The sequence below is a fragment of the Flavitalea flava genome, from assembly GCF_054461575.1.
The window spans coordinates 89,771-108,006 of sequence record NZ_JBTLQH010000003.1; the positions used below are offsets into that span (position 1 = coordinate 89,771).

16 protein-coding genes are annotated in these 18,236 nt (G+C 43.8%); 8 read left to right on the forward strand and 8 right to left on the reverse strand.

Annotated elements, in window-relative coordinates:
• The first annotated feature begins 11 nt into the window (after positions 1 to 11).
• Together ACX0G9_RS04990 and ACX0G9_RS04995 are read left to right on the forward strand one after the other, a co-directional pair.
• Entirely contained in the window at positions 12 to 1,064 is a 1,053-nt protein-coding gene (locus ACX0G9_RS04990) for a glycosyltransferase family 4 protein (protein ID WP_459063757.1), read from the forward strand.
• 6 nt (positions 1,065 to 1,070) lie between these two features.
• Positions 1,071 to 2,048 carry a glycosyltransferase family 2 protein gene (locus ACX0G9_RS04995; RefSeq protein WP_459063758.1) on the forward strand — a complete coding sequence of 326 codons (978 nt, stop codon included), beginning with the start codon at positions 1,071 to 1,073 and terminating at the stop codon, positions 2,046 to 2,048.
• A gap of 1 nt (position 2,049) precedes the next feature.
• Here the strand turns inward: ACX0G9_RS04995 and ACX0G9_RS05000 are convergent, their stop codons facing one another.
• Positions 2,050 to 2,802, reverse strand: coding sequence for a glycoside hydrolase family 16 protein (locus ACX0G9_RS05000; protein WP_459063759.1), 753 nt, complete (start codon positions 2,800 to 2,802; stop codon positions 2,050 to 2,052).
• Positions 2,803 to 2,958: 156 nt separating this feature from the next.
• On the opposite strand from ACX0G9_RS05000, the gene ACX0G9_RS05005 reads away from it, so the two are divergent.
• From ACX0G9_RS05005 to ACX0G9_RS05025, 5 genes are read left to right on the forward strand one after another with little or no spacing between them, the layout of a single operon-like run.
• Positions 2,959 to 4,134 carry an MraY family glycosyltransferase gene (locus ACX0G9_RS05005; RefSeq protein ID WP_459063760.1) on the forward strand — a complete coding sequence of 392 codons (1,176 nt, stop codon included), beginning with the start codon at positions 2,959 to 2,961 and terminating at the stop codon, positions 4,132 to 4,134.
• A gap of 29 nt (positions 4,135 to 4,163) precedes the next feature.
• Positions 4,164 to 4,850 (forward strand): acyltransferase, encoded by a 687-nt coding sequence (locus ACX0G9_RS05010; RefSeq protein ID WP_459063761.1) that lies wholly within the window; start codon positions 4,164 to 4,166, stop codon positions 4,848 to 4,850.
• Between the two features lie 9 nt (positions 4,851 to 4,859).
• A complete protein-coding gene (locus ACX0G9_RS05015; protein ID WP_459063762.1) occupies positions 4,860 to 5,885 on the forward strand; it encodes a hypothetical protein in 1,026 nt (341 codons plus the stop codon).
• 4 nt (positions 5,886 to 5,889) lie between these two features.
• Positions 5,890 to 6,711 (forward strand): glycosyltransferase family 2 protein, encoded by an 822-nt coding sequence (locus tag ACX0G9_RS05020; protein ID WP_459063763.1) that lies wholly within the window; start codon positions 5,890 to 5,892, stop codon positions 6,709 to 6,711.
• A gap of 20 nt (positions 6,712 to 6,731) precedes the next feature.
• On the forward strand, positions 6,732 to 7,697 hold the full coding sequence (locus ACX0G9_RS05025) for a hypothetical protein (RefSeq protein WP_459063764.1): 966 nt from the start codon (positions 6,732 to 6,734) through the stop codon (positions 7,695 to 7,697).
• Here the strand turns inward: ACX0G9_RS05025 and ACX0G9_RS05030 are convergent.
• The 7 genes from ACX0G9_RS05030 to ACX0G9_RS05060 all read right to left on the reverse strand — a co-directional run bounded on the left by ACX0G9_RS05030 (position 7,669) and on the right by ACX0G9_RS05060 (position 15,449).
• Positions 7,669 to 8,601, reverse strand: coding sequence for a glycosyltransferase (locus ACX0G9_RS05030; protein ID WP_459063765.1), 933 nt, complete (start codon positions 8,599 to 8,601; stop codon positions 7,669 to 7,671). The genes ACX0G9_RS05025 and ACX0G9_RS05030 overlap by 29 nt on opposite strands.
• Complete coding sequence (locus tag ACX0G9_RS05035) at positions 8,598 to 9,884, reverse strand: ABC transporter ATP-binding protein (protein WP_459063766.1); 1,287 nt, start codon at positions 9,882 to 9,884, stop codon at positions 8,598 to 8,600. Before ACX0G9_RS05035 ends, ACX0G9_RS05030 begins: the two co-directional genes overlap by 4 nt.
• Positions 9,885 to 9,893: 9 nt before the next feature.
• Positions 9,894 to 10,754 carry an ABC transporter permease gene (locus ACX0G9_RS05040; RefSeq protein WP_459063767.1) on the reverse strand — a complete coding sequence of 287 codons (861 nt, stop codon included), beginning with the start codon at positions 10,752 to 10,754 and terminating at the stop codon, positions 9,894 to 9,896.
• 87 nt (positions 10,755 to 10,841) lie between these two features.
• The gene (locus ACX0G9_RS05045; protein ID WP_459063768.1) at positions 10,842 to 11,876 is read right to left on the reverse strand and encodes a glycosyltransferase family 2 protein; all 1,035 of its coding nucleotides are present in this window, start codon (positions 11,874 to 11,876) and stop codon (positions 10,842 to 10,844) included.
• Complete coding sequence (locus tag ACX0G9_RS05050; RefSeq protein WP_459063769.1) at positions 11,873 to 13,078, reverse strand: acyltransferase family protein; 1,206 nt, start codon at positions 13,076 to 13,078, stop codon at positions 11,873 to 11,875. Before ACX0G9_RS05050 ends, ACX0G9_RS05045 begins: the two co-directional genes overlap by 4 nt.
• Entirely contained in the window at positions 13,075 to 14,187 is a 1,113-nt protein-coding gene (locus ACX0G9_RS05055) for an acyltransferase family protein (protein ID WP_459063770.1), read from the reverse strand. The genes ACX0G9_RS05050 and ACX0G9_RS05055 overlap by 4 nt, the downstream gene beginning before the upstream one ends.
• Before the next feature lie 11 nt (positions 14,188 to 14,198).
• Complete coding sequence (locus ACX0G9_RS05060; RefSeq protein WP_459063771.1) at positions 14,199 to 15,449, reverse strand: O-antigen polymerase; 1,251 nt, start codon at positions 15,447 to 15,449, stop codon at positions 14,199 to 14,201.
• A gap of 211 nt (positions 15,450 to 15,660) precedes the next feature.
• Here ACX0G9_RS05060 and ACX0G9_RS05065 point away from each other — a divergent pair, with 211 nt between their 5' ends.
• Complete coding sequence (locus ACX0G9_RS05065) at positions 15,661 to 18,180, forward strand: SLBB domain-containing protein (RefSeq protein ID WP_459063772.1); 2,520 nt, start codon at positions 15,661 to 15,663, stop codon at positions 18,178 to 18,180.
• Positions 18,181 to 18,236 lie beyond the last annotated feature (56 nt).

Consider the following 18,236-nt stretch of genomic DNA (forward strand, 5'->3'; position numbering starts at 1 on the left):
AAGAAAAAATCATGGTACCAATTGAAATACCCATTAAGCGTTATTATATAAGTTCAATGGATGGCATGTCAGGGATTTGTAAATATTCCAGGGATTTTTACCGGTTAGTGCTAAGGGATAGGGGCTATATTTTTATGGATAGCGCCAGGAGCCTTACCTCTATATTCACGGCCATCTCTTCCCGTGATCATATCCATATTGAAATAGGCATATTTCAGAAAAAAGAGATCGAAATTTTATTTGCTATGCTAAGGGCCAATTATAAAAATATTTCCGTAACGCTTCATGATGCCCCGCTTATCAGGTATCCGTTCCACGAATTCAGGACACCCTTCCTGAACAAAATTTCAAAATTTTTTGACCGGTTTATCAATAACCATGGAATGGTGGAGCAATACATAAAAAAAATTAAATCCATTTATGTGCTGTCGAAGAAAGGGGTATTGTCGGTAAAAAAAAGATATGGCATCGAAAATGTACAATACCTCCCGCACATAGTCGATACGGCCGAGATCATAAAGAGCGATACGGATAATGACAATTTTATTTATTTTGGTTTTATCGGCAGGAATAAGGGCTTGGAATACGCCTTGCAGCTTCATCGCCAACTATTGGCCAGTCAGCCCGGCATAAATTTTTATGTAGTAGGCAGACCCCTGGGTAAAGAAAAAAAGTTTTATGACCAATTGAAAGAAAAGTATAAAAAGAACGTCCATTATTTAGGGTATATCCCTGAAGAGCAATTACATGCCATTTTTGAGAAAGCATTATTCGCTGTGCTGCTTTTTAAGGACTATCGTTTTTTCTGGCCATTGAATGGTAGTATCCTGTACAGTTTGAAAAAAGGAAAAATTGTACTGACCAATAAGGTCAATACCATTCCTGAGATCATTGGTGACGGGGAAAACGGTTTCTATTTGTCCGGGAATCTAAAAGAGGACAGTAATAAAATAATAAAGATCCTCGGTGACAAACCGGCGCTGAATAACATGAAAGAAGTTTCTTATCGATACCTTTTGCAAAATCACTCAGGAAAAATAGTGAATGAACAATTTAATGATTAGCGGTTTATGCTTATTTCCATCCTGATAGCCAACTTTAATAATTCGAGGTTCCTGGGGATTGCCCTGGACAGCGTATTATGCCAGACTTATCAGGATTGGGAGGTTATCCTTGTGGATGATGGCTCTACGGATGAATTTGAACGGGTGGCTACAAAATTCGGCGATGATCCCCGGATTAAAATTTTCCGGAATGAAAAAAATCAGGGATGCGGATTTACCAAAAGAAGATGCACCGGGCTGGCAACCGGATCTATACTGGCTTTTCTCGATCCGGATGATTCCCTGGACCGCGAGGCCTTGCGAATCATGGAACGGGCCCACCGGGAAAATCCGAACTGCAGTTTGATCCACTCTACCCATTATATATGTGATAGATCGTTAATGGTCATCCGGATGGCCGGATACCCGCGTGCGCTCCCAACCGGTATTCCTTATTTACTGCTGAGTGATGGACGAATTCATCATTTTGCCACTTTCAAAAAAAGCGCCTATGTCCTGACCGGCGGTATTTCCCCCTTGAATAAAAAAGCGGTGGATCAGGATCTTTATTATCAGCTGGAAGAGACAGGAGCCGTGCTTTTCATTGATATGCCCTTATATAATTACAGGATCCATGAAGGAGCTATTTCCAATGCCGGCAAAGAGGCCGAAGCCACCTTATGGCATTATGCCGTTATCCGGGACGCCTGTTTGCGTAGGATCGGTAAACTACGTAAGGTCAGGGGGAAGGATCACGCGGCGCCAACCTGGCTGACCATGGGGCGCGAACCTGCTTACTGGATAAAAAGATACAGAACGCGTTATTATAAAATACAGGTATTCCTGAATTTTCGAAAAAAGGATTGGGCAGGGTTTATCCGTTACCTGATATTGTTTTCAATTATGGGCGGAATGAACAATCTGATGGGTTATATCCGGAAATTTCCAAAGGAAGGAATCTCCCTGATCAGGAGATCATTTGTCGATAATTACGAAATCAAATAAACTATATTTTTTTTTTGTAGACCCTGACATAATCGACAGTAAAATATTGCGGATCACCGGTCAACTGAAGGGGGCCGGCTACCTTACTGTCCGCCTCCATGCTCAGGATCATGAATTCCGGAACCTTTGAAATAAGACTATGACCCTTGTAGGTCTGTACTCCGTCAACAAAGGTAGAATAACCTTCCGGAGTCCATTCCAAACCGAAGGTATGATAGTCGTCCACTGTTTTTTTCAGGAAAACGCGAACAGGCCCGGAACTTTTATGGGTGGCGCCATATCCGCCCCAATGAAGCATATGTGTAACCGAGTTCGTATCCAAATTGGGGAAATATTCAAAAATATCGATCTCGGCGCCATTTTTTTCCGGTGTGCCATTATCCTGATTAGCTGAGGATTGCAACCAGAAAGCAACCCAACTGCCCTTAAGACGGAGAAGTTTGGCCTTACATTCAAAATAGCCGTACCGTGTTTCGAACAGGTTTTCGGTAGCGATCATGCCTGTGAAAACCGAATCGTTTTTTTTCGTGATACTTAGTAGCAGGTGCCCCTTGCCGTCTAATTGTGCGGCAGATTCGCAATTGTAGGCATCTCCTCTTTTTCCGGGAGACCGCAAAGCCCATTTTGTTTTATCCAGGAGATTCCCTTCGAATTCATCGTGCCAGACTAAACGGTATCCGATAACGGGGATGTCTCTTTTTGTAGCTGCAGGCAGCAGGAAAAACAAAAAAAAGATGGTTTGGGCAATACGCATATATATAACTAGTTGCTCTTTTCGGTGAAAAACCAATTTATAAAACAATTGTTGGAATGTGGAAAAGATAAATAAAATTAATCTTATGATAACGATCAGTTAAAAGACTTTATAGGAATAACGGGTACATTTAAAATGTTAATACCTCAGAAGATTATGCCTTTTCATCCTATGTTCATATTCGTCATTACTTTTATGGTGGTTTGTTATACTATCCGGAAGGTCATTTATATATCCCACAGGAAACATCTTTTCGATGAACCTTCGGAAGACCGGAAAATCCACAGGACCCGTACCCCTAATCTTGGGGGTGTGGCTATTTTTGCCGCTATGGCCATTGCCATTGTTTTTTTCCTGCCTGAAAACAGCATCGGCCATCTGAATTATTTGATTGCTTCCGCACTGATTTTATGCTGGCTTGGTCTGACGGATGATTTGATCGGTGTAAATCCCCTAAAAAAATTTTTCGCCCAACTGATTGTTTCATTGATCGTAACCCTACTCGCAGGTATCCGTCTTACCAGTTTTCATGGATTTTGCGGATGGTATGAGATGCCCTATGCCATAAGCGTATTGATCACCGTTGCTTTTATCCTTTTACTTACCAATGCCTTTAATCTGATAGATGGGATCAATTGCCTGGCAGGAAGTATTGGGTTGCTTTCCTGTCTGTGCTTCGCTATTTATTTCCGGCAAATGCAGGACTCCGGCTATTTTTTTATGGCAGTAGCCATGTGCGGCTGTCTTTCCGGATTTCTTATTTACAACCGGACACCGGCGAAGATCTTTATGGGGGATACGGGTTCTTTATTACTTGGATTTCTGATTGCTTTGTTTGCGATTAATTTTATAGAAATGAACAAACTGGGACCATTCAGGAATACCGCGCTTCTTTTTCCGGCGGCCCCTGCCATTGTCTTTGCTCTTTTAATCATTCCGGTCTTCGATACAGCAAGGGCTTTTTGGCTTAGGGTGCTAAAAGGCAGGTCCCCATTCAAAGCCGACCGGAATCATATTCACCACCTTTTGCTGGAGCTGAATTTATCCCATTTACAGGCCACCGGAATTCTTTTGCTGGTTAACCTGTCCTGCATAGCCTTGGTTGTTTTATTAAAAAGTCTGAGATTGGAGATCTTATTTTTTCTTATCCTTTCTTTTATGCTGGTCATGAATAGTATTTTGGGGATTCTGGTCAGGGCAAATAAAAAGAATATCAGTCTGCTTTCCCTTCTGGAAAAAGAAAAGGAAAAAGAAAAGGAATTCCTTACCCTTAAAATGTTCAGAGGAGGCCAGAACGTAATAAGCAAAAAGGATAACCTGATGAAAACATAAAGTAAACAATCACCTAAAAATAAATGCTGATGATACGAAGGTTACTGAGGTTTGTAAAGAGAAAAATTTTTCCTGTAAAAGAGACCGCGAGTAACGAAGCTCCGAATTTTGGGATCCGAACGGGAACAGGTACCACCATTTGCCGCCCCAGAAGACCAGTCGAGGGCAAACAATATATAAGCTTTGGGAACAATTCTTATTTAGGGCCGGAGGCATGGATCTCGGCATATGATGCTTACCCTTATTCCAACCAGAAATTCGATCCCCGGATCATCATAGGTAATGATGTTCATATAGGAAGTTTTGCCATGATCACGGCTATCAATAAGATTATTCTGGAGGATGGTGTAGAAACCGCAGATTTTATTTTTATCTCCGATCATACGCATAGCAATGTCCCGGAAGAAGGTGTTTCTGTTAGAAAAAGACGCCTGGTGTCAAGGGGTTATGTCAAAATTGGAGCCTATACGGCTATCGGTTACAATGCTGTTATTTTACCCGGGGTCACCCTTGGGAAATATTGTCTGGTAGGCGCTAAGTCAGTCGTTACCCATTCCTTTCCGGATTATAGTATGATCTTCGGAAATCCAGCCGTACTGGTCAAGACCTATTCGGTTGAATTGAAGAAATGGATCACTCCACCGGGCAGGAAAGATCATATGACCGAAGAGAATTTTGATGAGAGTATCGGAGAGAACACCGTCGACCATCGCTAACAACCCGATATGAAAATAGCGTTTACCCTTTGCTCCAATAATTATTATTCCCAGGCGCTTGTCCTGGGACGGTCCTTTTTATTACATAATCCAGGGTTTTCTTTTTACATCGGCCTGGTGGATAAAAAAAGAGATACCATCGATTATGGGTATCCGGGCATCACCGTACTGGAAGCCGGCGAGATTGAATCCGGCATTTATAGCCTGGCCAGAAAGTATACTATTGTGGAATTAAATACGGCGGTAAAACCACAATTTTTTCTTCATTTTTTTTCCACGCTTAAGGCGGATGAGGTTTATTACCTGGATCCGGATATCTGTGTATACCGGGATTTTGCTGAGCTTTCGTCTATTTTGACAACGAACGATATTATCCTGACCCCGCATATATTGACACCGATCCCTGTCGATGATAAAACTCCGATGGAATCCGATTTTTTAAATTATGGCATATACAATCTGGGTTTCCTGGGATTAAAACATACCCCCAATACCATAGATATGCTGAAATGGTGGAAGGAACGGACCTATTTGTTTGGGTATCATGATCTCTCCAAAGGCTTATTCGTGGACCAATTATGGATGAACCTGGTCCCGGTGCTTTTCCAAAAAACCTATATATCCCATCATCCGGGGTTGAATATGGGCCCCTGGAATTTTCATGAACGATCCTTGAGCAGGGATGAGGGAAGTTTTCGGGTTAATAAACAATTTCCTCTGGTTTTCTTCCATTTCAGTACATTCAAGCCCTTTGAAAAAATCGTATTTCATCCTGTTTTCAACCGGTTTACGGCCGCCGACAGGGAGGACCTGGCGGAAATTTACCGCGAATACAGAGAAAAGTTACAACAATCCGGGTTTTCAGCCCTGAGCAAAATTCCTTGTCATTATGTGGAATGGAGACAAGAGCAACTGGCCAAACAAAAGCTGGTGACCGATGCTGGTTTATCAAGCCGGACGTTGATGATCCGGAAAATAAAAAAGCGTATTCCTTCCGGAATACGAAAGTTAATCCTGCAACTTGTTCAAACCTAGCCTTATGCAGGATCCGATACTTACGATAATCATTCCCACCTTCAACTCTTCCGCAACGCTGAAAGCGACATTGGACAGCATTCTCCAACAGCGGTTTGAAAGGGTGGAATGTTGGATAATAGACGGTGGATCATCCGATACGACCATTGCACTGATCGAAAAATTCAGCGCTGCCCATTCTTTCATAAAGTATATTTCGGAACCGGATAAAGGAATTTATGATGCCATGAACAAAGGAATTCTTTTGGCAAAAGGTGATTACTTGTATTTTATGGGGAGCGATGATGTGTTTTATCAGGAAAACGTTTTATCAGGGATCTTCAGCTTGCCTGATTTTGAAACATATGATCTTATTTACGGTAATATTATTTTCAAGCATAGCGGACTGAAAGAAGGAGAGGAAAAGAATTATTTGAAGCTTATACGAAATCTGGAGAACATCAACCACCAGGCAATATTCTATTCGAGACGGGTATTTAACAAAATAGGATTGTATGATCTTAATTTTCCCATCTATGCTGATTTTAATCTGAATGTAAAATGTTTTAAGGAAAAGACCCTGTCTGCTAAATATGTGGATATGGTTATTTGCGTGTTTAACGAACGGGGGGCCAGTTATTTTCAACGAAACAGGGATTCTTATATACACGATCTCCATGAACTGTATGTAGCCGAATATGAGGATAAGGTAGCGTTATACGCGACTTCCCGGTTCCTGGAAAAAAGATTGGACGAGCTGTTGAATTCCAGGGATTACCGGGTGGGAAAAAAGGTCGGTAATGTTTTCAGAGTGCTGCGCAGGGCCTTTAAAAGGATCAGTAAATGAATCGAATAAATCTTAATTAAATGAACTCCCTAAAGACACCTGTCCTTTTTATTGTTTTCAACAGAACGGATACCAGCTCCCGCGTATTTTCAGCGATACGGGAGGCGAGACCGGAGCGTTTGTATATTGCTGCGGATGGCCCGCGTCCCGGAGTGCCGGAAGATACGGACTCCTGCGCTTTGACCCGGAAGATTGCGGAGGCGGTAGATTGGGATTGCCAGGTTCATACGCTGTTCCGGGAAGAAAACCTGGGAACGAAATATGGGATTATTGCCGCGGTGAACTGGTTCTTTGAGCAGGAGGAAGAGGGGATCATTCTGGAACATGATTGTTTGCCGGCAAAGGATTTTTTTGGTTTCTGCTCTTCCTTACTGGAGCGGTACCGGAACGATCCCCGCATCATGCATATTACCGGGTCGAATTTGCAATTCGGTCGTAAAAGAGGGAATGCCTCCTATTATTATTCCGGGATAGCGGCCATCTGGGGTTGGGCAAGCTGGAGAAGAGTATGGCGGCAGTGCGACCCGGACATGAAAGTATTTACTCAATTCGCGGCAGAGGACAGGATGATCGATGTTTTTCCTGACCGGAGAACGGCGGATTGGGTCACCGGGATGGCTCAACAGGTCTATGAAAAAAAGATCATTACCTGGGATTACCCGATGGCCTTTTCTATCCTGGTCAATAATGGGCTTTGCATCACCCCGAACGAAAACCTGGTATCCAATATTGGTTTTGGAGATAAGGCCATTCATACCAGGAATGCCGGCCATGCCCATGCAGATATTCCCCTCGGAGAGATAAAGGAGATCGTACACCCGCTCTTTTTTATCACTGATAAAAAAGCCGATATCTTTCAACTTTCCTTATCGATCGATAATATAAAAAAGGAGGACGTCCATTCCGGGCCTACGCATTCCGGGTCTACGCATGCCGGGCCTGCCCAGACCGGCCGGCTCAGCCGGTTTTTCCGGAAAAATTTTTGACCTCTCTTTTTGGCCGGGAATTTTCCTTTTTGCTGATTAATTGCAGGATCACATATTTTCCCATGGAAAAGAATTGCCGGAAGGTAAAGAATCGCGTAAACGAAAAATTCAGGTAATGGCGCAGGATGACAGGAAATTCATAATTCAGCTGGATCAATTTATGGAGAAATACCTGGAGCGATTGCCAGTGATGAATATTGTAGGCAGACCAGGGAAGATCGTAAACGGAGACCGGTAATTTATTTTTCCATTTTTTACTTACTAAAATTGCGCTTTCCACCCATTTTCTATCCGGTTTGCCGTCTGAATAATGATGGACCACCAGATCGAAGATCACATATACCTTGTACAGGGTATTCACCTGGAGGGAATAATCGATATCATACCCGTGAAACCCGCCGAAAGTTCTTTCGTCGAAGGTAAATTGACAAAATATTTCCTTTTTTGTACATAACCAGACGCCGTCGAGGGAAACCACTCTTTCTTTTGAACCTAAAGTGTCCGGGCTTCTGACTACGATATGGCGGGATGGCTCGGTAACGGACCGGTAATGTTGAAAAATATTGATCTCATTGGAGACCACCGGGATAGACCAGGAAGAAGGAACGAGGCTTTTGGCATCTCCCCCCGCAAGACCCAGTAATCCGGTCTTTGGATCGGAGAAATGAGCGCAAACCAGGCGACCCCAATCGTTCGTGACAAAGGATATATCTTCGTGGGCGAAACAAAGAATAGGGTAAGTTGCTTTTTCCGCGCCCTGGTTATATACTTTGCAAATTCCCCAATTATTTATGGAATTATCGATAGCAATGATCTCATATGGCATTCCAATAGTCTCGGCTATGTTCCTTTTCAGATTAGAAAGAAGGTTGGGATTGATGGAACAAATGATAATGGATATCATTCCATTTGTTTTTTTAGGGCTGAAGCAGTAATAACACTGAAACTGGTTTTAATATTCAACATACCGGCATAACTATCATCCTGCTGGCCTTCGAAATGGTCGAGGACCCTGAGCCGGGTGCTGGTTGCCCAGGAATCGATCAGTTTACCGCCTGCTACTAAACCGGCTTCCAACTCATAATTTCCTTTTTTTATGGGTAAGGACACCTGGAAGCTCAGTTCGTGAATGCCGGGGACAAGAAAGAAATTTTTCCCGGAAAACCCCAGGCTGTCTGCATGCAGGACAATGAAACCGTCTGTGGAGCGGATCAGCAGATGGAATTGGCATCCGGACATTTCGACCAAGGATTGGAACCGGAATACCAGTTGAATATATTCACCGGTAAAACAGCTATGGGCATCAGCCGCTCTTTGCCCTTCCAGACGCCAATCCAGGAAAAAGCCGGATCCGGTCTCCGGTAATTTACGTCTTTTGCCTTTCTGCGTGTCGGTTTCAGAGAATTGATAGATTTCCAGCACTTTTTCCAGGGACCCGGTAATCTTTGCCTGACCATTTTCCAGTAATAAAGCGCGGGTGCATAATTGTTTGATGGCAACGATATTATGGCTTACAAAAATGATGGTTCGTCCTTGTTTTTTGGAAACATCCTGCATTTTACCCATACATTTTTGCTGAAATTCGGCATCTCCCACAGCCAGCACTTCATCGATGATCAGGATATCGGGCTCCAGATGTGCCGCCACGGCAAAGGCAAGCCGGACGAACATACCCGAGCTGTAACGTTTGACCGGCGTATCTATATACCTTTCTATTCCGGAAAAATCCACGATCTCGTCAAACCTGTTTCTTATCTCTTGTTTTTTCATGCCAAGAATCGCTCCGTTCAGGAAAATATTCTCTCTCCCGCTCAGATCGGGATGGAAACCAGTACCGACTTCGAGAAGGGAAGCGATCCGGCCGTCGATCCTTATACATCCTTTGGTAGGTTTAGTTATCTTGGATAAAAGTTTTAACAGGGTTGACTTCCCGGCCCCGTTTTTTCCGATGATCCCGAATACCTCTCCTTCCCGGACGGAAAAATTGATATCCTTCAAAGACCATACATAACCGGAATTCCCTTTTACCTGGCGAAAATTTGTCTCTGCTATCAATTGATAGGGATCTTCTTTACCCTGCATCCTGGACCACCACCGGGTCAGGTCATGGCTCAGGGAGCCGGTATTGATTTCACCCAGTCTGTACATCTTCGAAAGCCCTTCTACTTCTATGATATCGTTTGCCATTCGGTTGCGTTAGATATTGTCTGCAAAATTTTTTTCAACAGTATTGAAAATGAGGAGGCCAAGGACCAGGAAAATAACGGCACATCCCGTATCATACCCTAATAAGGAAAGATTCAAGGTTCCTTTCCCGAAAAACCCGTACCGGAAGCCTTCGATGATTCCCGTCATGGGATTGGCCATAATGAGTATTTTGAATTTGCTATGGTCAAAACTGGATAAGGGAAAGATTACAGGAGACATGAACATCAGCAATTGGATCCCGAAGGTCAGTAAATGCATCAGGTCTTTATATTTGGTTGTCAGGGAGGAAACGATCATTCCTAATCCCAATCCCAACAATGCGGTCAGCAGAACGAGGAATGGTAAAAAAAAAGTAAAGGAATTAGGTTCCAGGCGGGTACCCCTCACAAAGAAATAGACATAGATAATAAAAAAGAGGACAAGCTGTATGGAAAAACGAAGCAGGTTTGTCAATACCAGGGAGAGCGGAACAATAAGGCGGGGAAAATAAACCTTGGTAAGGATCTGGCTGTTGTCTCTGAAAAAACCGGATGTTTTTATAATACATTCGGAAAAATAGGACCATAAAATAAGCCCGCTCAGATAAAAAAGAACGGGTGGCAGGTTAGATGTAGGTAATTTGGCGACATTGGAAAATACGATAGTATAAGTAAGGGTAGTCAGGACCGGTTGGAGAAAGAACCAAAGGGGGCCAAAGATCGTTTGTTTGTAAATAGCCAGAATATCCCTGCGCATTAAAATGGACAAAAGATCCCTGTACTCCCAGATCTCCTTCAGATTCAGCGATAAAATAGTATTACGGGAAGTAATGACTTCCTTCCATTTCCTTTGTTGTGTACTTTCACTCATGGGGATCAAGGCTGTTAAGAAATTCTTTGATACCGGCATTAATGCCAGCTGCAACAATAAATATACAGCCCTTTTTAAGAACCGGATTTAAAGATATTGTGAACAATTTTCTGCCTGCGACCTGCTGCGGCTTCTGTGTATCCGGGGAATGGAAAAGAGAATTTTTTTAGCCATGCCGTAATTGTACAGGAGCCGGGTTTTATTAAAGTATAATATATGCAGACCGGTTAACAGGGAATACCGTAAAAAACGCCGGAAGATCAGCGACTTATATCCTGGCCTTCGAATGTCGCATACCTGGTTTAAAAAATGTTCCCATTCCTTTTTAAAGTGGTATTGTTTGTCCGCCACCGTATCAGAAACCCTGTTCCCGTCAGTATCCGAAATTCGGTCCTCGCTAATTCGGTCTTCCCTGATTCGGTCTTCCCTGTCGTGGCAGATCCTTGAATAGAGGTGGATCCCGATCTTAAACCCTTTAAACAAAACTCTTTGGGTATAATTCCTGTCTTCCCCATAATGGAAAAAAATGGGATCGAATCCCCCGACCTTTTGAAGACATTCCCTCGTGATAAGCCAGGCGGCGGCATTAACGAATGTCGTATCTATCAAAAGATTATCCTCTGCCTGCTCACGACTAGCCCCGGCCTGCTCACATCTACTTTCATCCTTTAAGCGAAGGATCATTTTATTCAGGTATCCATTAATCCCTGATTGGCGGAAATATTCCAGAAAGTAACGATCCATCGCGACCCCTTTGCCATTTAAATGGGTGGGGCTCACAATTCCATAGGCTGGGTTTTTTAGTTGAGCCGCAACGAGAGAAGAAAGCGTATCGGATTCCACCCAGGCATCCTGGTTTAACAGGAATATATACTCCGCCTGCATATCCAACGCTATCTTTAATCCCCTGTTATTGGCCTGCCCAAATCCCAGATTCTTACCGGTTTCGATCAAGGTTACCCCGGGGAATTCCCTTTTGATAAAAGACGTGGTCGTATCGGTCGAACCGTTATCGACAACAATGATCTGGCATGGGTAAGAGCTTTCTGTCAGGCTTCTCAGACACCTTTCGATCCAGTGAAGGCCGTTGTAGGTAACAATGATACCAATGATTCGTTTCATGCCTTTACCCTCCTTTTTACCAGGAATGGTCTTTCCACAAAAAACCAGGAAAGTACCGCTAAAAGAACCGAGATCACCAGGCTCCATACCAGACCTGTAAAGGGTAAGTGATTGAACAACCCATAATGGACCATTACCTGGATCACCGGAAAATGGCAGATATACAGACCATAGGAAAAATCTTCCCGTTTAAAGGGATAAGGGATGGCCGGAATACAAAAGGCAACAAAAAAAACTGCCCCGCCAAGAGCCAGCGCTTCGGCTCCCAGTCCTGATATGTCTATGGCAAGTTCCTGGATATTCCCGGCAAGTCCCCGGATATTCCCAGCCAGTCCCCATTTCTCTCCGGATGCCAATCCGGATGGCACCACTTGTCCGCCGGCTATAGCCAGATGCCCCGCAGCCTTTCCGGGCAGAAAGAACAGGGCTGCCAGACAGGGCAGACCTATATAGGACAGTATACGTTTAAAAGAGGGAAGATGATCGATTCCGGCGACACCTGCACCCAAAATGAAATATAACAATTCGCCTGGCAACTGTCTGGCCAGGAACAAATATATCTCCTGGGAAGAATGATGATAAAGCCCCATCATCAGGGTATAAAACCCTGCTGATAATACGAACAGCATGGCGCATAAAAAAGATCTGTTTATTTTGGACCATAGATATACGAGGAAGGGGACGAGGATATAATAACCCACTTCGATCTTCAGGGTCCATAAGGAACCATTTACCGCTGTAAAGGGATTACTTTCAAAGACCCCGGGAAGGTCGGGTTGAATAAAATTGAGGAACAGGGCGTTGAAAAAAATATATTTATACAAGGCCGGAGCGTTGAAGTAAACAGCTGTCGGGAACCTGGAAATCAAAAACCCCAACAAGCCGCAGAGCAGGATCAGGAAAATATAGGCAGGATAGATCCTACGCCATCGTTTGCCAAAAAAATCTTTTGGCGACGAACTGCGCTCATAACTCTTAATAACCAGGTATCCGCTGATGATAAAAAAAGCTTCCACGGCCCTGTCGACATTGACATACCGGGTTAAAAAACCTAAGGCTGGATTACCGCTCAGCTCGAAGATATGATACAAAACCACGCTCAGGGAAAGATAGATCCGGACAAGATTAAAATTATTATTTTTCCTGAAATCGTCCTTTAGGGTATTCGTACCGGTTTTAATTAAGGCAGTGCCGATTCTCATCCGTTAGGAGTTGTATTAATAAGTAAGGGTGAGGTTGTTTTTTTAGGGGTGGGACTCAGGAGCCTGATAAAAAAAGTATATGAAGGTCGTTCGATCCAACGATTCCCCAGGAAGGAATAGAAAATGACTGTCCCCAAAATGACTGGCATGACTAAAAGATTATCAAGCATCGAATCGGGTTTTTGAAAAAAAGCGGCCCAGATTTTTCCGATCAGCCCCATGATCAGCACATGCGAAAGATAGATCGTATAAGAGATATCCCCCAGCCGGATGAGGAACCTGGGAAACCGGATGCCTGTTTTCTGTTCGATGGAAACACAGGAGATCAACAAAAGGGCGAAAATGATCCCGAACAGGATCGATTGCAGGAAAAGACCACTGCGTTCTGTGCTATAGAAAGAAAAAAAGAAAAAAGGATAAAGGACAAACAGCAGGATAATAAACAATACGAAGATCTTAACCGGTACCTTTTTCAGCAGGTTATGCGAAATGGTAATTGCGGCAAGAGCCCCTGCAATAAATTCAATCGAATATGGACTGGTCAATAAGGCGACCACAGGATTTGCAGAAGGATTGGCATATGAAGGTAGCCAGGTATTGATAAGGAGCAGACCTGCCAGCCAACAGACCAGTCCAAAGAAAAAGAGCGGACCTTTCCCTTTCCGTAAAAAGGAGAAGATAAGGTAAAAGTAGAGTTCGAAGATCAATGACCAGGCTACCAGCACCAACGGCAGATTTCTGGAAGGGAGCAAGAGGAAGGAGGTAAAAAAGTTGGTGGAATTGCCTTGTGAGGAATTGACCAGGGACGGGTTGATCAGGAACACAGAAAGAGTAATTAAAAAGTAGAACCAGTAATTGGGGTAGATCCTTGCCGCCCGGTGTAACAGGAAATTCCCGGTACTCACTTTACTTCCTTCCCCCGTTATCGTAACCATAATAAAACCGCTGATCACAAAAAAAAGGTCCACCCCCGATTGCCCCATTTTGAACAAAAAAGGTAAATAAAGATCTCCGCCTGAATATTTTTTTTCTATGATCAGCATATGATATAGAACGATACTTATCGCCGCCATGCCTCTTAAAACCTGGATCGAATAAATTTTTTTCACAATTTTTTGTTTTATTTAATGCCCGCTACCCTGGCAGAATAGGATTCAAGGGAATTTTGGAACCAGTTAATAAGTCTGATTAGAAAAAGGATCACCCCGGGAAGGAAAAGGAAATTGAAAAAAAGTTCTTTATTGAGGATAAAGAACCCCGTTCTGAAGAATTCGAAGGGCAGCATGGCGCAAACCAGGATATAATACACGGACCAAAACCGGTTATTTTCGGAAAGATGCCTTAAGAAATTCAACATAAACCCGGTGATAAAAACAAATAAGAATGAACCCCAAGCTCCAAAATTAATAACCAGGTTTGTCCACAAGCTATCTGCACCGAAGGGGTTCTCATAAGTATAGCCCATGGCCGGTACGGACACCACGAATTGACGGGCATGGAACAAGGTATTGGGAACCAGGTTAAAAAAAGAGGTCATAAAATTGAAGGGCATATTGAATAGGGGTATGGCATTGGAAGCCAGGAAAGTATTCGTACTGAACCAGGTAAAAAGAGGTTCGGCCGCCAGGGAAAAAAACGCCCGTTCAAAACTGAATCCGGCCCCAACCCTTGATATTCCTATAAAGCTGCCTACCAGGAATCCTGCCAGGGCAAAGGCCAGAATAGACAGACCGGTCCATCTTTTGGGTGCGAAGGAAGTCTTATATAATAAAAAGACGAGACAACATTGAAGTGCGGTCAATCTTCCTCCTGCGAGCAGCAGGAATAGCGCATTCAGGATCGTTCCTGATGCCAGCAAAAAGGAAATCTTTTGTTTGCTGACCAACTGGTAGATCAGAAAAAAATCATACAGGATAACCAGCGTGGATAACTTTCCCCGTTGCCCCACATCATAGGTTTCGAATGATCCGAACAAGGAACCTCTCGAAACATACACAAATAAAACTAGCACGAAAAAAAGGGGGATGGCCAGATAAGTTACGGCCCGGGTCGTAAAATCAGCAGGGTACAGACGGAGCGCTCTTTTCCCGGGGATAAAAAATTTGAAAAAGAAATGGCCCAGGAAAAAAGCAGGGATCCAGGATAACGTGATCAGCATATAGGATTGCAGCCTGTCTGGTGGAATCCGTTGAAAGGATTGCTGGAAAAGCCCGACTCCCGGGTAGTCCGAAAAGGCGCCATTGATCCCAAGGATATAGGGGCAGATAAGGTAAAAAAAGAAACCAGTTAAAAAAAGCACCTTATGATCAATGAGATAATATCTGTTAAACGGTCTTTTTTGTCCTGTTTTTGAATATAAAAATTGATCCATTAGGAAAGTTTCACGGCGATGTCCCGGATCAAAGGAATAACATTTTTTACAGCAGGGTTGGCCCGGGCAAAGGATTAATACAATGATAACCTGGGGGAGTCATAATATATATCATTTTTGCTGGTCAGGTAAAAATTCCCCTGAATGGATTTTTAAAAAATTGATTTATACAAGTGTTTGATAATCAATTTTTTTACCTAAAATTTTTTTGATGACTTTCATTAATTCAACCTTTTTTGCCTGGCGTACCCTCCTTAAACGGGGCATTTTGTTATTTCCGCTCCTGTTATTTTTCCAGGTAACCATCCTGGCGCAAACGGGCGGGGATCTAAGTAATGTAAGGGTGGAAGAGCTTACGGATGAGCAGATCAGGAAATTTATCATTGAGTCTGACCGGTTGAGTCTTAAGGATGACCAGATCGAACAACTGGCCTTTCAAAAAGGGATGAGCCCTGTGGAGGTAGTCAAATTAAAGGCCAGGGTGGAATCTATGCGTAAATCGCTGACTGCATCCAATTACCAGTCCTTTCAGCCACCTTCCAGACCTGCCGGCGCAGACCGGCAGCAGGATTCGATCAGCGCTCTGGAACAAAAGCCGGTCAGCGATTTCAGCAGCGCTTTTGCAGAACTGACCACCAGGAATTTTGGTTTCGATGTATTCAATAATAAACGACTGACCTTTGAGCCGAACCTGAGGATACCTACTCCCAAAAATTATATCCTGGCCGCCGATGATGAACTATTGATCGATGTCTCCGGTTATTCTGAGGCCAACTACAAACTAAAAGTCTCTCCGGAGGGCACCATAAGAATACCCGTGGTTGGACTGGTTACCGTGAGCGGTCAGACGATCGAGCAGGCAAAAAAAAGCATAACCCGACGATTGGCGTCTACTGTCTTTTCAGATATAAAGACAGGACATACCCTGGTGGAGGTGACGCTGGGTACGATCCGCAGCATAAGGGTCACCATCATCGGAGAAGCTGCACTCCCGGGTGTATATACCCTTCCGTCGCTGGCCACCGCGTATAATGCGCTGTATGCCTGCGGAGGGCCCAATCAGAATGGATCTTTCCGGAATATCCAGGTGATCCGGAACAATTCCTTGTTAGCTACTATCGACATTTATCAATACCTGGTGAATGGGACTAAAAAAAATGATATTCACCTGATGGACCAGGATGTAATAAGGATTAACACCTATGCCATCCGTATTGCCCTCAAGGGAGAGGTAAAAAAGCCAGGCCTTTACGATGTCGCTCAGGGAGAAACGCTTGGCCAGATCATGCGTTATGCGGGAGGATTTACCGATAATGCCTATACGGCCCGGATACAGGTCTTTACCAATACATCCAAAGAAAGAAGAGTCACTACGATAACAGAGGAGGACGTGGAAACCGTCATACCCCGGAAAGGAGACAGTTATATCATCGGAAAAATATTGAACAGGTTTGTCAACCGTGTCAGTATCCGGGGAGCCGTTTACCGGCCCGGGGAATATGAATTAAAAGACGGGATGACCCTATTACAATTACTAAATGAGGCCGATGGGATCCGGGAGGATGCCTTTACCAGCAGGGCTTCCCTGCACCGGCTTAAGGACGATCTGAGCCCGGAGATCGTATCGTTCGATCCTGAACGACTGTTGAAGGGCGAGACGCCGGATATCGTGTTACGCAAAGAAGACAGGATCAATATCTTTTCAAAATTTGACCTCAAAGAAGGGTATTATGTGAGCATTGAAGGAGAGGTTTCGGCACCGGGGATATTTTTGTATGAGGAAGGGATCACCGTCAGGGATCTTGTATTGTTATCCGGCGGTCTAAAAGAAGCCGCTTCCGTAAAACGGGTGGAAATATCGCGAAGAATCAAAGACGCTGACCCTTTATCAAAAAACACCGTCACGGCCATAATCTACCAGGAAGATATCAACCTGGATCTGAGAGATAGTTCGAAGGCGGGAAAATTTGTACTCCTTCCTTTTGATGAGGTGGCTATTCGTCCTGCTCCGGGTTATTTTGTACAGAAAAATGCCGTCATTGAAGGAGAGATTATCTTTACCGGTAAGTATACCCTGGAAACAAAAAATGACCGGATCTCTGATCTGGTCAAACGTTCCGGAGGATTGACACCCCAGGCCTATTTAGCCGGCGCTGTCCTGGTAAGGACCAAGAATTTTACAAAGACCGAACAGAATAATAATGAACAGGGCTTGCGAAATCTGTTGAAACAGGATTTCCAGGCAGGATCATCTCCGGCCATCCTGCAGAACGATTTATCGGCCAGCATGCTTAAAAGATCGGAAAATGTGAATATCGATCTGCAAAAGATCCTGGAACATCCTGGATCCGAATACGATCTCCTGTTAAATGACGGAGACACCTTGCGCATCCCCAGACAGCTTCAGACCGTCCGGGTGAACGGGGAAGTATTATTTCCGGCACTTGTCCGATATGATAAGAGACTGGATTTTAAGGATTATATCATTGGGGCCGGTGGATTTAGTGAAAAGTCGTCCCGAAAGAAGTCCTATGTCGTTTACCCCAATGGCTCTGTAAAGGGCACCCGGTCCTTTCTCTTTTTTAAGAACTATCCAACCCTGAGTCCCGGCGCGGAGATCTTTGTTCCCGTTAAACGGGAAAGAGAACGGTTAAGACCCACAGAAATCTTATCGATCATAGTCAGCCTGGCTACTTTGGTCCTCCTATCCTATAATATCATTCACAAATAATATCGCTGACCAATAGTAGCATTCACAATTAATATCATTCACAAATTATATCATTG

Coding starts and splice junctions, on each gene's coding strand:
- ACX0G9_RS05045 (WP_459063768.1), bottom strand. CDS start 11,876: ATGAAACGAATCATTGGTATCATTGTTACCTACAACGGCCTTCACTGG.
- ACX0G9_RS05005 (WP_459063760.1), top strand. CDS start 2,959: ATGCCTTTTCATCCTATGTTCATATTCGTCATTACTTTTATGGTGGTT.
- ACX0G9_RS05060 (WP_459063771.1), bottom strand. CDS start 15,449: ATGGATCAATTTTTATATTCAAAAACAGGACAAAAAAGACCGTTTAAC.
- ACX0G9_RS04995 (WP_459063758.1), top strand. CDS start 1,071: ATGCTTATTTCCATCCTGATAGCCAACTTTAATAATTCGAGGTTCCTG.
- ACX0G9_RS05030 (WP_459063765.1), bottom strand. CDS start 8,601: ATGATATCCATTATCATTTGTTCCATCAATCCCAACCTTCTTTCTAAT.
- ACX0G9_RS05040 (WP_459063767.1), bottom strand. CDS start 10,754: ATGAGTGAAAGTACACAACAAAGGAAATGGAAGGAAGTCATTACTTCC.
- ACX0G9_RS05015 (WP_459063762.1), top strand. CDS start 4,860: ATGAAAATAGCGTTTACCCTTTGCTCCAATAATTATTATTCCCAGGCG.
- ACX0G9_RS05065 (WP_459063772.1), top strand. CDS start 15,661: ATGACTTTCATTAATTCAACCTTTTTTGCCTGGCGTACCCTCCTTAAA.
- ACX0G9_RS05020 (WP_459063763.1), top strand. CDS start 5,890: ATGCAGGATCCGATACTTACGATAATCATTCCCACCTTCAACTCTTCC.
- ACX0G9_RS05035 (WP_459063766.1), bottom strand. CDS start 9,884: ATGGCAAACGATATCATAGAAGTAGAAGGGCTTTCGAAGATGTACAGA.
- ACX0G9_RS05010 (WP_459063761.1), top strand. CDS start 4,164: ATGATACGAAGGTTACTGAGGTTTGTAAAGAGAAAAATTTTTCCTGTA.
- ACX0G9_RS05000 (WP_459063759.1), bottom strand. CDS start 2,802: ATGCGTATTGCCCAAACCATCTTTTTTTTGTTTTTCCTGCTGCCTGCA.
- ACX0G9_RS05050 (WP_459063769.1), bottom strand. CDS start 13,078: ATGAGAATCGGCACTGCCTTAATTAAAACCGGTACGAATACCCTAAAG.
- ACX0G9_RS04990 (WP_459063757.1), top strand. CDS start 12: ATGGTACCAATTGAAATACCCATTAAGCGTTATTATATAAGTTCAATG.
- ACX0G9_RS05025 (WP_459063764.1), top strand. CDS start 6,732: ATGAACTCCCTAAAGACACCTGTCCTTTTTATTGTTTTCAACAGAACG.